The organism is uncultured Candidatus Kuenenia sp. (assembly GCF_900696675.1).
GTDB classification, from domain to species: Bacteria; Planctomycetota; Brocadiia; order Brocadiales; family Brocadiaceae; genus Kuenenia; species Kuenenia stuttgartiensis_A.
The window spans coordinates 1-12,037 of sequence record NZ_CAADGZ010000106.1 but is presented as its reverse complement, the minus strand read 5'-3'; the positions used below and the strand labels follow the sequence as shown (position 1 = coordinate 12,037).

15 protein-coding genes are annotated in these 12,037 nt (G+C 42.1%); 14 read left to right on the top strand and 1 reads right to left on the bottom strand.

The features are described 5' to 3' along the window. Positions 1 to 544: 544 nt before the first annotated feature. From QZT26_RS13460 to QZT26_RS13395, 14 genes are all read left to right on the top strand, one after another. A complete protein-coding gene (locus QZT26_RS13460; protein WP_295102813.1) occupies positions 545 to 994 on the top strand; it encodes an Hsp20/alpha crystallin family protein in 450 nt (149 codons plus the stop codon). 20 nt (positions 995 to 1,014) lie between these two features. Further along, positions 1,015 to 1,419, top strand: coding sequence for an Hsp20/alpha crystallin family protein (locus QZT26_RS13455; protein ID WP_099325425.1), 405 nt, complete (start codon positions 1,015 to 1,017; stop codon positions 1,417 to 1,419). 645 nt (positions 1,420 to 2,064) lie between these two features. Further along, positions 2,065 to 2,430: a class II SORL domain-containing protein gene (locus QZT26_RS13450; protein WP_099325423.1), complete on the top strand. Its 366-nt coding sequence runs from the start codon at positions 2,065 to 2,067 to the stop codon at positions 2,428 to 2,430. Positions 2,431 to 2,457: 27 nt separating this feature from the next. Beyond that, positions 2,458 to 2,652 (top strand): hypothetical protein, encoded by a 195-nt coding sequence (locus tag QZT26_RS13445; RefSeq protein ID WP_099325422.1) that lies wholly within the window; start codon positions 2,458 to 2,460, stop codon positions 2,650 to 2,652. A gap of 100 nt (positions 2,653 to 2,752) precedes the next feature. Then, a complete protein-coding gene (locus tag QZT26_RS13440) occupies positions 2,753 to 3,100 on the top strand; it encodes a cytochrome c (RefSeq protein WP_164995633.1) in 348 nt (115 codons plus the stop codon). Positions 3,101 to 3,143: 43 nt separating this feature from the next. Further along, the gene (locus QZT26_RS13435) at positions 3,144 to 3,509 is read left to right on the top strand and encodes a c-type cytochrome (RefSeq protein ID WP_164995634.1); all 366 of its coding nucleotides are present in this window, start codon (positions 3,144 to 3,146) and stop codon (positions 3,507 to 3,509) included. Positions 3,510 to 3,783: 274 nt separating this feature from the next. Beyond that, complete coding sequence (locus QZT26_RS13430; RefSeq protein ID WP_099327037.1) at positions 3,784 to 4,887, top strand: ATP-dependent 6-phosphofructokinase; 1,104 nt, start codon at positions 3,784 to 3,786, stop codon at positions 4,885 to 4,887. A gap of 167 nt (positions 4,888 to 5,054) precedes the next feature. Further along, positions 5,055 to 5,456, top strand: coding sequence for a DUF6529 family protein (locus QZT26_RS13425; protein WP_295102806.1), 402 nt, complete (start codon positions 5,055 to 5,057; stop codon positions 5,454 to 5,456). A 17-nt stretch (positions 5,457 to 5,473) separates the two neighbouring features. Next, a complete protein-coding gene (locus tag QZT26_RS13420; RefSeq protein ID WP_295102803.1) occupies positions 5,474 to 5,929 on the top strand; it encodes a hypothetical protein in 456 nt (151 codons plus the stop codon). Between the two features lie 55 nt (positions 5,930 to 5,984). Next, on the top strand, positions 5,985 to 6,749 hold the full coding sequence (locus QZT26_RS13415; protein WP_295102801.1) for an SDR family NAD(P)-dependent oxidoreductase: 765 nt from the start codon (positions 5,985 to 5,987) through the stop codon (positions 6,747 to 6,749). A gap of 130 nt (positions 6,750 to 6,879) precedes the next feature. Then, entirely contained in the window at positions 6,880 to 7,404 is a 525-nt protein-coding gene (locus QZT26_RS13410) for a cysteine dioxygenase family protein (protein ID WP_099325416.1), read from the top strand. Between the two features lie 560 nt (positions 7,405 to 7,964). Beyond that, positions 7,965 to 9,224: a Glu/Leu/Phe/Val dehydrogenase gene (locus QZT26_RS13405; RefSeq protein ID WP_295102797.1), complete on the top strand. Its 1,260-nt coding sequence runs from the start codon at positions 7,965 to 7,967 to the stop codon at positions 9,222 to 9,224. Positions 9,225 to 9,257: 33 nt separating this feature from the next. Beyond that, the gene (locus tag QZT26_RS13400; protein WP_295102795.1) at positions 9,258 to 9,761 is read left to right on the top strand and encodes a ferritin family protein; all 504 of its coding nucleotides are present in this window, start codon (positions 9,258 to 9,260) and stop codon (positions 9,759 to 9,761) included. Between the two features lie 335 nt (positions 9,762 to 10,096). Next, complete coding sequence (locus tag QZT26_RS13395; protein WP_295102792.1) at positions 10,097 to 10,756, top strand: hypothetical protein; 660 nt, start codon at positions 10,097 to 10,099, stop codon at positions 10,754 to 10,756. Here the strand turns inward: QZT26_RS13395 and QZT26_RS13390 are convergent. Further along, positions 10,675 to 11,604, bottom strand: coding sequence for a methylenetetrahydrofolate reductase (locus QZT26_RS13390; RefSeq protein WP_295102790.1), 930 nt, complete (start codon positions 11,602 to 11,604; stop codon positions 10,675 to 10,677). The genes QZT26_RS13395 and QZT26_RS13390 overlap by 82 nt on opposite strands. Positions 11,605 to 12,037: the final 433 nt, after the last annotated feature.

Genomic DNA, 12,037 nt, shown 5'->3' with positions numbered 1-12,037 from the left:
CTTCATCGAAATGGTGAATCTCCTTTCAGGTGTTTTTTGTTATCAATATACCGCCGAATACCTTGGAAATCCTACCATTTCAATCCTATTCCTGCAACAAGGCTTTGCCTTGTTTGCAGGATTTAGGTTGAACCTTTAAATTGGACCAGTGCACTGAGGATAAATAACGTTTGAGCTGATCCACCCTTTATTTTATCACTACCCAAAAGAGGGCATTGACGACGCTCAAAATATAAGGATAATATATAAAGACGTGTACTGGTCTTTTCAGTGGCATTCTTATTGCGCTCTTAAATATACAAGGAAAATAATTATTCCTTTTTCAAGCAATCTGTTTTCTGTATTTGCATTGCCGGGCGGTTGTAATCTTTTATTATTCCGGAACTAACGATGGTAAAACATTGCCAGCAATATAAACAATACGCTGTTATGGAATGATATCTTGTCTAAAACGATAGATTGCGCAATCTATCGTTTTAGAAAAATCATATTGTTCCATGTTTTAATTTAACATTCATTTTTTTATTGGTAAGGGAGGGGTGTAATGAATTTAATTCGTTGGGAGAATACAGATCCTTTAGAAGGCTTTACTCATATTCAACGTGAAATGGGTGATTTGATTGATTTTCTCAGTTCCGGGTCTAAGACGGAAGGATATGTGGGCGCAGAATTCCCCCAAATGGTGGTATCTATGAATAAAGATAACGTTATTGTAAGGGCAGAACTTCCTGGCATTAAGGTTATCGATCTGGACGTTCAGGTTGCGGATGATATTTTAACCATTAAGGGAGAGAGAAAACCAAACACGGGCGAAGGACATATAACTTATTTGCGCCGGGAAAGAAACTTCGGTACATTTGCCCGTTCTATTATGTTGCCGGAAAAAGTCGATGCAGAAAAAGTTGTGGCATCATACAAAAATGGTGTCCTAACCATCACATTGCCTAAGGCAGCAGAAAAAAAACCGAAACAAATTGAGATAAAAAAATCTTAAAGAAAAAGGAGATTTTTACAATGAGTAATACAGAGTACCCTGTCGTTAAAAAAAAGAAACTTGCGCCGGACAGATGTATTGTGACGGGAAAAGGCAATTGGTATTATCCCTTGTCGGATATTTATGAAACACCGGATAATTTCACAGTCGTAATAGATATGCCCGGGGTGGGAGCTAACAACATTACGGTAGATATGCAAAGCAATGAATTAATAGTTAATGGAGAAATCTCTCAGGAAGCATACACTGATGAGAAATTACTTTACAGCGAATACAATATAGGACATTATCACAGGCACTTTATCCTTTCGGATGCCGTAAACAGAGATAAAATCGAGGCAAAGATGTCTGATGGGATTTTAACGATAATACTCCCAAAGGCGGAGCATGTAAAACCACGAAAGATTCAGGTAAAGGAAGCATAAGAGAGATTCGCACCATTCGCGGGCAATATGAGAATCTGGCGTATGATTAAGAGCGCCAGGGGTATTAATTAACTATGGCTCAGAAACAATGATTATTGTGGAGAAAACTGAATGTGTTGGATGTGAAGAATGTTTATATGCATGCCCCCCCGCGGCAATTATCATGAATATGGACAAGGCAGAGATACTTCAACACAAATGTGATCAATGCGAACTGTGCATTAACGCATGTCCTGTAAAGGCAATAAAAAATGTACCGGAATAAGTTGGAAAAATAACCCTTTAGTGCTGTAGCAGTAATTTCTTGTAACAGTTCAGATTTTTGAAAAAGTAAAAACGCTCGTTCCCAAGCTCCGGCTTGGGAACGCAAGTGGCCTTGGAAGCTCCCGCTTCCCTTATGCTAAATTTCAATCCTAATCCTCCCCCCTTGCCCCCTTAAAGAGGGAGAATGTCCCCCGCTAGCGGGGAGTGTTAGGATAGTTGTCCCCCCTTGTAAGGGGTCGGGGGGAGGATTTTATATTTTGTTTCGAATTTAGCATTTTCTTTTTGGTGCTTGTTTCGTTCTGGTTATGCCAGCGTATGGGTGAAATAATTGTAGCAATCATTTTTATTATTTTTAAAACCTGATTTATGGAGGGAAAAACTATGTCTGAACCTGGATTGTTCTGTCAAATAAACACTGCAGCGACCGGCCCGGCGGAGACTGTGAAAAAACATGTACCGGTAATAACATTGCCCGAAAAGGTAAAAGCGGGAGAACCATTTACCGTAACTATCAAAGTCGGTGAAGCCCCGCATGTGATGGAAAACGGGCATTTTATACAATTTATCGATTTATACTGCGGCCATATCTATCTTTCACGTGTGGATTTTACCGCAGTTATGACAAAGCCGGATATCTCTTTTTCCATTGTACTGCAACATGAAGGCTCCAGAACACTCAGGGCATTCAGCCGGTGCAATCTCCACGGTATATGGGAAGGTACGAGGGAAGTAAATGTAATGACATAATCTTTCTTTTCACAAGGAGTAATTATTATGATAAAGGTAAAAACATTTACTTCCACTCTGAAGATATTTCATGTTCATAATGAACTAGTTGAACTGGATAAGGAGGTGAACGATTTCTTACAACAAAACAATATTACAAAGGTAGTCTCGGTTTCTGACAGCACAACAAATACCGGCGGCGATACTATGGGAATAATACGTGTACTTGCTTATGAGTATTAAATACCGTGAATGAATCTATTCGCAGGATTATTCTAAAGACCGGTATTAAAAACGAATCGCTATTATTTATTCTATTGGTTTTTTTTCAGGAGAAGAAAAAATGAAGAACAAAAGCACTTTAACCCTTGCATTATTTTCCGTTACCATTGGCGCAAGCGCCTTTTTTTTCGGAACGTCTGTTTCAAAAGCCTCGAACATTGATGGTATGAAATTATATTTACAACACTGCAAAACCTGTCACGGCGTGGATGGAAACCCTACAGATCTTGGCGTAGGCCTGGGCGCCCGTAAATTTGCAGACGCTGAGTGGCAGGCAAAGACGAGTGATGAGCGAATAATTGAGCAGATAAATGAAGGCACGCCGGAAATGATGATGCCTTTCAAGGAAAAACTGACCCCGGAAGAAGTGAAGGCTTTGGTGCCTGTTGTCAGAGGGTTTAAAAAGTAAGTTGTGCTGAAAATTTTTACACCGGGAAGAGGATACCGTAATTATGGCACATAAGAAAACAAGTATGTTGAGAATCGTTTTTATCTTTTCAGCCTTATTTTTGCTTGCAGGTTCCGTCATTCATTTTCCTTCCCGTGGGGAAGAAAAGGCCATAGACGCACGAAATCTTTTTGAATATCACTGTGCCAAGTGCCATGGATTGACGGGAGAAGCAAACAAAAGGGGAAAGGCATTAAAGGCGCCGGATTTATGTGATCCTGGATGGCAAAATTCAAAAACAGACGAAGAAATTCTCCATTCCATCACTAACGGAAAGAACAAAATGCCGGCATGGAATGAAAGGCTGTCACCTGAAGAGATAGAGGCCCTGGCCAGGTACGTGAGGAAATTATCAAAAAAGCAACGGTGATGAACGCCATTGCAGATTAAAAATTACCGTTAATAAATTTTTACGACTTTGTTCTCTTTTATGTTCATGTTTAGGAATTTTAATATTTTTAGTTAAACAATGAACAAACCCACCCCTCAATATCCTCCCAAGAGGGGACTTATCAAACTCTCCTTTTAGGAGGAGTTAGGGGTGGGTAAAATGAATGTCGTTGGGTTTTTTGTCTTTTTAAAATACAATCTAATTTGCGAAAAAATGAAGGCGTGTTTTTTTTCCACCGGGGGCAATATCTCTTATGTCACATAATGTAAAAAAGATTGGTGTGTTAACAGGTGGAGGAGATTGTCCCGGACTGAACGCAGTCATCAGGGCTATCGTGAAGTCCGCTGTCCAAAAACATGATATTGCCATAACAGGAATAGAAGATGGCTATGATGGGCTGATATTACCAAACAAAACAAGAGAGTTGACCCCATTTAACAGCAGGGGTATTCTTCATGTCGGGGGAACCATACTTGGCACTTCAAACCGGGCAAATCCATTTAAATATCGAATAACGGTAAACGGTAAAACGGAGATAAGAGACGTCTCCTCGGAAGTTATACAAAAAACAAAATCTCTGGAATTGGACGCCCTTATCGTTATTGGCGGGGACGGCTCGCTGAACATCGCATCTCATCTTTATGACATGGGCTGCCCGGTGGTAGGCGTACCCAAAACGATCGATAACGATATCCTCTTCACAGATGTCTCTTTCGGATTCAGTACAGCAGTACAGATTGCCACTGAAATGCTGGACCGTTTGCATACCACCGCAGAAAGCCACCACCGGGTGATGGTAATGGAGGTAATGGGAAGATATGCAGGATGGATCGCCGTGGCGTCCGGGATTGCAGGTGGCGCTGACGTAATACTCATCCCGGAAATACCCTATGATAAGGAAGAGATTTGCCAGAAAATTCTCCGCAGGCAGAAGAAAGGTTGCCGTTCCAGTATTGTTGTTGTATCGGAGGGTGCAAAAGAAATAGACGGCGCATTGTGCATTTTGCAGTCGGCAGAAGAAGGCGGGAGTGCGGAACGACTCGGGGGCGCTGGCGAAAAGGCTGGACTTTACATCAAAAATAACACCGGCATAGATGTGCGGGTCACAACGCTGGGGCACGTGCAAAGAGGCGGGACTCCCAATGCCACAGACCGGATACTCTCCACCAGATTTGGCGCCGCTGCGGTTAAGCTAATTATTAATAATCAGTTTGGACGCATGGTGTGTCTGAAAGGACAGGACATTGAATCTGTTCCGCTGAGCAGTGTGGCAGGCGGACAAAAAAAAGTGCCTACGGAAACAGGATTGGTAATAACGGCGGAGGAAATTGGCGTTAATTTCGGCAGAAAAGCGTAAAACCTGAAACCGTAGGGGCGAAGCATTTGCGATAACTGGCATACATGCGTTCATACTCAAGCATGCAAATGCTTCGCCCCTACATCGTGCGTTAAATATCGTTATTAAAAATGTTACAAGGTTTCACCCGTTAATTACCCCCCCTGGACGTAGAGCAAGCAATTTCAATGAACCCCAAAATAACTACTTCACTTGCCTTCGGCCTGCTCATTATCGGTATTGTTGCGGTTCTCTTCATTATCATTCTGCCTGGCAGAAATAAAAAGACACACTATCCGGATTTTTTCCGGCAGGGACATCGTATTGCCGGCTATGCCTTCTTTGTGCTTTATATATTCATATGTTATTTAATGTCATTGAAAATCACGAGCGACCCTATTACCTGGTCGGCAAAGGATGTTATTCATGCGTATCTCGGACTTGCTATTTTCCCGCTGCTCGTTGCAAAAATATGCGTTGTCCGCGGTTTTAAAAAATATTATCCGCACCTGCCAATATACGGCATGATCGTAATGGTTGCCGTATACCTGACGGTTATTATGAGTGGCGGAATTTTCTCCTTACTTTAGCCCGCAGTCAGTATATTGTGCTTTTACAACAAGGCAAACCGGTAAAGGTGAATGCGAGTGAAGGTAGGAAGGTCGTACAGACGAAATGCTCCAGTTGTCATTCATTAGAAAGGGTGTATTCACATTTTAAAACAGCGGCTGAATGGAGGGATTATGTAGCCCGCATGAGGGCAAAGGACCCGCTTCGCCTGAGCGCTCTGGAAGAATTGCAGGCGCTGGGATTTCTGATAAAAAACCTTGGCATTGATGAGCAAAAAATGGATGCACAGGTAGGCATGAAGATAATTTTAAACAAATGCCATCTTTGTCACACACTAGAACGCGTGTTCCAACAGAAGAGGACGCAATCAGATTGGCTAAAGGTAATAGAAACAATGCGGGCATTTGATCCGCAGTTGCTGAGTGATTCCGAAGCCCGGCAAGTCCATTATTATTTGAGCAAGATGCTTCTAAAACAAAAAATAGATTCCTGAGAGAAAACACCTTGTTTTATTTCTTTTTTTCGTATACAGGTATAAGGCGGTGTGTATGTGTGTAGAACTATTTAATTTGCATGATAAAATCGCCCTGGTGACAGGTGCAGGAAAAGGGCTTGGAAAATCAATGGCGTTAGCCCTGTCAGAATCGGGCGCACATGTGGCGGTGGCAAGCCGTACATTTTCAGATGTGGAAGAAACGGCGCATGAAATAGAGGGAAACGGGGTAAAATCACTTCCTATTGCCGCTGACGTAACGAAGCCGGAAGATGTGACAAAAATGGTTGAAACGGTTTTGTCAAAATTCAAAACTATCGACATCCTTGTAAGTAATGTCGGCGCCTTTATTGGCGGTTCAATACAGGATATTTCCTTAGACGATTGGCATAAAACGATCGAAATAAATCTTACAAGCACCTATTTATGTGTAAAAACGGTAGGCAAGCACATGCTCGACAAAAAATGCGGCAAAATAATCACCATGAGTTCCGCCCTTGGAATATTTGGTGCAAACCGGTCTTCAGCATATTGTTCCGGTAAGGGAGGGGTAATACAACTCACAAAGGCTCTGGCAATTGAATGGGCAAAATACAACATAAATGTCAACTCAATCGCCCCCTATTCGATGGAAACTGAAACTACCAGGGAAATGCTGAAAGACGAAAAAATAAAGCAGGCGATTATTTCAAAAATCCCCTTACAGCGGATTGGACAACCCTCCGATCTCTCCGGAACTGTTGTCTTCCTTGCCTCTAAGGCGTCTGACTATATAACCGGACAGGTTATATTCGTAGATGGCGGGTTTTCTGTACAATAACCCGGCGCTGCAAAGCCGCAATTTAGAAGGGTTGAACCGCTAAGGGACTTGAAATTAGTTTTTGTCAGATAAAATATGAGTATGAACTTGAATTGCTAACGTTTCCAAATCTACCAATGGATTTTTAACCATGAACGCTTCCTTAAAAAAATACATTGCCCGTTTTGAATCATTGCAGGGAATACCTTCCGAAGAGGAATTAAGAAATAGTTTCGGGGGATTGCACCAGGAACAATTGTCTATTGAAGAATATACACGTTTCTCCGGCACGGGGTATCAACGAAATGTTATTAATGCCAGTGCCACATGTGAGTTAATTGCATTGTGTTTTAAGCCGGGACAATACACCTCAATTCATGACCACGGAGGTTCTGTTGGGATTGCCTTTGTTTACAAAGGGACTATGACGGAAGAATTATTTGAAAAACAGCAATCATCGGGTATGATCGCACCGTTTGCAAAGAATTCGGTTTCGGCAAATGAAGTGTCCTGCATTGATCTTTCGACAATTCATCGTGTATCAAATGTTCATGATGATGGATTAGTTGTTATTACTGTCTATTTCCCGCCTCTTGTTGCAATGAATATTTATAACACGGAAAATACCCTGGTTGAGAAATGGACAGCGGCGGCACAGAGGAAACAATATTCTTAGTAACTTTAATTGTGAAATACGAAATACGAATCCACCCCCTGCACCCCCGCCAGCTGGGGACATTTTCTCCCATTGGAAAGGGGCATGGGGGAGGATTAGGATTGAAATTTAGCATTTTCGGATTTCACCATTAAATATTTTGACAGAAAGCATGCACTGACGAATGGAAGTGTGCAAAGAAATTTTGTCACACTTTGTAACACTTTAGTTTTTTGAAAAATGTATTACCTATAAGCTCCGCAGGAGCAGCCTGTTTGTATCAAAATAGGATATTGTAACAGATCGTAGAGACAGGTTTGAAACCTGTCTCTACTACAATTAGGAGCGACCTGTCTCTTGTAAATCCATATAAACAGGTCTACCTGAATACGGACAGGCCGCTCCTACGGAGCTATTTACTCTATTGAATTTTATTGTGCTACTACAAACAGACCGCCCCTAACGGGGCTACATGGTATTTTTTCTATCCCGTGAATTTTCCAAAAAGCTAAAATGTTACCACACTTTAGTTTTTTGAAATTACTGGAAAATTCCAAATCCCTTAATAAAGATATTCTAAAATGCCGGAAAAGATGGAAGAGAATAGCCCGTGGCAAACGGCGCTAACACAATTCAATAATGTCTCGAAGCGGATGAACCTCCCGGAGGATATTCATCAGATATTGAAACATTTTTCCCGAATCCTTACCGTGTCTGTTCCAGTTCGGATGGATAACGGATCAACAGCTTCGTTTGAAGGATTCCGGGTTCAGCATTGTTCTGCCAAAGGGCCTTATAAGGGGGGCATACGGTATCATCCGGACCTTACTTTGGACGACTTAAAGGCACTGGCAATGGAAATGACATGGAAGTGTTCCCTGGTGGATATTCCTTTTGGCGGAGCAAAAGGAGGCGTCGTTTGCGACCCCAAAAAACTCTCACGCGGCGAACTTGAAAGAATTACCCGGCGCTATACGTATGCTATTCAGCCAATCATCGGGCCAGACATCGATATTCCCGCGCCGGACGTCAATACAAATGAGCAAACCATGGCATGGATCATGGACACCTACAGCATGAATAAAGGCTTTTGTTCCCCCGGCATCGTCACGGGGAAACCATTGAATATTGGGGGCTCTCTGGGCAGGGCAGATGCAACGGGGCTTGGCGTTGCCTATATTGCCGCAAGCGCGGTGCGTCAAAGCAAAAAAACACTAAAGGGCCTCAACGTAGTCATACAGGGATATGGCAATGTCGGGTCTGCCGCGGGAAAATTTTTAGAAGAAATGGGGTGTAAGATAGTAGCTGTCAGCAGTTCAACCGGTGGAATATACAATCCGGGGGGGTTGTCTCATAACGCTATTATAGAACATTACAGAAAAACCGGGGGATTCCGGTATTTTCCCCATGCAGAAAATATTACGAACGCTGAATTACTGGAACTACCCTGTGACGTGCTGATTCCCGCAGCAATGGGAGGCCAGATCACAAAGAAGAATGCCGGTAAAATAAAGGCAAAACTGATCGTAGAGGGTGCAAATGGCCCTACAACCCCGGAGGCGGACGAAATACTCTCCGGCAGGAAAATAAAGATCGTACCGGACATCCTTGCAAATGCGGGGGGTGTGATTGTTTCCTATTTCGAGTGGGTGCAGGATGCGCAATGTTATTTCTGGTGCAAAAACGAGGTAAACGCCAAACTTAAAATACTTCTTGAAAGATCATTTAATGACGTTTATGCTTTCGCACAAAAAAACAAATATTCCCTACGCACCTCTGCCATGATGCTGGCAATTAAAAAAGTCGCTGACGTTTTTACCGTGAGGGGATTGTATCCGTAACTTTTATAACTACAAAAGAAAGGTGTTATTACAATGGAGTTCGAAAACTTTAATGACCATGAAGCCCTTCGAATCGCAATAAACATGGAAAAAGAAGGCAAGGTTTTTTATACTACCCTGGCAGAAAACGCAAAAGACTCAAGGGTAAAAGAAATCTTTGCAAAGCTCGCGCAGGACGAAGAAGATCATATGGATACCTTCCAGAGGATTTATGATTCTTTGCCTTCGCCACAGGAACAAATATACGCCGGCGAGGATTACACGGCAGATGAATATTTGAAGCACCTTGTGGATACAGGTGTCTTTACCAGGAAAGACTCGGCAAAAGAACTTGCCTTGCAGATAAAAAGCGATGTTGACGCTTTAAAAATCGGCATACAAGCAGAGAAGGATGCAATCCTCTACTACCGCGAAGCAATACAGCATACAAAAAACGATGACGGACGGAAAGCCTTTGAACAATTATTAAACGAAGAAAAAACCCACCTTCATTTACTGGCAAAACAAATGATTCTTTTGAAAGAGTGCGCGTCATAGAAGCGCAACAATGTCTTCTGTAATACACAAGCTACACATTTGTTGAATCATTGCCGACCATCGCATAAAAATAGATTTGAGCGAACAAATCATCTTTTTATCATTCACCTTATCCTTCAAAAATGCATTGAAACTATTATCTCCTTTTTTTTACGGCGGCATACAGTATGCAAAAATCATGGAAAGAAACTCTTTCGGAATTATCCATGTAAGAGCTTCAAGAGGCGAAAAGCATAATCGCCAGATTAATTCAGGAAGAAAAAAAGAGGCAAAAAGGGCTTAAAAGGAAGGCGCCGGAAACAAAACAAGGATCTTTTGAGGACGATGAAAACCCTGTGATCTTCTTCCAACCTGAAGAAGGAACAAACGCCAGACAGAAGCGCACAGAGGAGAGGTTTGTTTTAGACACGGAAGGTTTCTGTTCTGCAGTAAGAAGGGATCAAATCGATTTTATGCATGAAGAGGTCCCCATTCTCATAAAAGACATTTCTAAACATGGAATACATTTTACCTCCAAAAGACCCTTTATCCCTTCTACAATACTAATAATCACCTTTTATTTGTCATATAAAATCCAACAGGCACAAGACGGCACAGACATACAGAGAACGGTGTATTACACAGCAAAGAAAACAAACAACGTGGATGACAATCTTTTGTACAAGAGAACACAAAAGCAAATTTATGCAGAGGTACGAAGGGTCATCGAGTGTTCTGATATAACGGGAGTTATGTATGATGTAGGCGCCCTCGCGATTGATCGTACGAAGGCGGATGAATTACGGAAAGAGTGGGAAGATTGCTATTTAATAAAAAAACGCCTTTCCGTCAAGCACGGCTTAAACATCCTGATTGTTTCTATGTTTGAGAAGGTTGTTAAACATCGGATGTACTCTTGCTTGACAGCGTGTGTTTATACTGAAGTCCTCGGATACAATCCTGCCTGCCTTACAATTTCAGGCACCGCTTCTTCCCACTCAACGGCCATAATATGAATACCTGCAACGCCTTTTATCTCTCTCACCTGCTCAATTACTTCCAGACAAATCTTTATCCCTTCTTCTTTCCCTCTTTTCGCTTCAGCAGCAGCGTCCATGCGCTCCATAACTTCATCAGGCACATCCATGCCGGGTACGTTATATTTCATATGCTTTGCCATGCCCTTTGATTTGAGGGGCGCTACACCGGCAAGTATATAGGTCTTTTCGTGAAGTCCCATATCAGTAACCATTTTCATCCATTCTTTAAATTTGTTTACGTTGTAGATAATTTGAGTCTGAATAAAATCCGCACCTGCCTTAATTTTTTTACCAAGTCTCGCCGCACGATATTTAAAAGGGTCTGCAAATGGGTTCTCCGCTGCACCAATAAAAAACGCGGGACTCCCCGCCTTCAATTCCTGTCCGCACTGGAATAACCTTTCGTCCCTAAGTGCTTTTACGATTTGAATAAGTTGAATGGAATCAATGTCAAATACGCCTTTTGCCATCGGATGGTCGCCAAATTTCTGATGGTCTCCCGTGAGGCAAAGCACGTTTTTTGCCCCCAAAGCCGCAGCGCCCAAAAGATCGCTCTGTATGGCAATACGGTTTCTATCCCGGCATGTCATCTGAACAATGGGTTCCACACCCGAATCAAGCACAATTCTGCCTGCAGCGATGCTTGACATCCTTACCACGGCGGTTTGGCAATCGGTAATGTTAAAGGCATCGCCATATCCCTTCAGCATCACCGCTTTTTTTTCAATTACCGTTCTGTCCGCACCCCTTGGAGGGCCGAGTTCCGCTGTTACTGCAAATTTTCCGTCACGGAGTAATTTCTCCAGATTGCTTCCAGATTTCATGGTTTCGCTCATTTCCTAATATAGTTAACAATACCTATTTACAAAAACATTGCCAGGGCGTAATTGTTTTCACGGTAACTTCTCAATAAGTTGAGGTTTTTATAATAATTTCTACCTTCCACAGTCTGCAATCTGCAGTTTGCCGATCGTAGATTGCAGATTGCCGACTGTAAGAGAGTTCTTTGCCTCAACTTATTGAGAAGTTACTTTTCCACTGTAAAACTTTGAGATTATACCAGTAAGCAATTATTTTATACAAGCATCTTTTCCTTGTTCCATTCTTGGTGCTTCAAACATCCAGGGTGGATTAAGATGCGGCTTTTTTGCACCGAATCCACCACAATAATACTTAATTATTCATCTTTCTAATACCATGATTTGTTGTAACTATTCAGCGTAATCTATTAAACTATCGAAGCACAACTCGTTCTCA

Coding starts and splice junctions, on each gene's coding strand:
- QZT26_RS13460 (WP_295102813.1), top strand. CDS start 545: ATGAATTTAATTCGTTGGGAGAATACAGATCCTTTAGAAGGCTTTACT.
- QZT26_RS13455 (WP_099325425.1), top strand. CDS start 1,015: ATGAGTAATACAGAGTACCCTGTCGTTAAAAAAAAGAAACTTGCGCCG.
- QZT26_RS13450 (WP_099325423.1), top strand. CDS start 2,065: ATGTCTGAACCTGGATTGTTCTGTCAAATAAACACTGCAGCGACCGGC.
- QZT26_RS13445 (WP_099325422.1), top strand. CDS start 2,458: ATGATAAAGGTAAAAACATTTACTTCCACTCTGAAGATATTTCATGTT.
- QZT26_RS13440 (WP_164995633.1), top strand. CDS start 2,753: ATGAAGAACAAAAGCACTTTAACCCTTGCATTATTTTCCGTTACCATT.
- QZT26_RS13435 (WP_164995634.1), top strand. CDS start 3,144: ATGGCACATAAGAAAACAAGTATGTTGAGAATCGTTTTTATCTTTTCA.
- QZT26_RS13430 (WP_099327037.1), top strand. CDS start 3,784: ATGTCACATAATGTAAAAAAGATTGGTGTGTTAACAGGTGGAGGAGAT.
- QZT26_RS13425 (WP_295102806.1), top strand. CDS start 5,055: ATGAACCCCAAAATAACTACTTCACTTGCCTTCGGCCTGCTCATTATC.
- QZT26_RS13415 (WP_295102801.1), top strand. CDS start 5,985: ATGTGTGTAGAACTATTTAATTTGCATGATAAAATCGCCCTGGTGACA.
- QZT26_RS13410 (WP_099325416.1), top strand. CDS start 6,880: ATGAACGCTTCCTTAAAAAAATACATTGCCCGTTTTGAATCATTGCAG.
- QZT26_RS13405 (WP_295102797.1), top strand. CDS start 7,965: ATGCCGGAAAAGATGGAAGAGAATAGCCCGTGGCAAACGGCGCTAACA.
- QZT26_RS13400 (WP_295102795.1), top strand. CDS start 9,258: ATGGAGTTCGAAAACTTTAATGACCATGAAGCCCTTCGAATCGCAATA.
- QZT26_RS13390 (WP_295102790.1), bottom strand. CDS start 11,604: ATGAAATCTGGAAGCAATCTGGAGAAATTACTCCGTGACGGAAAATTT.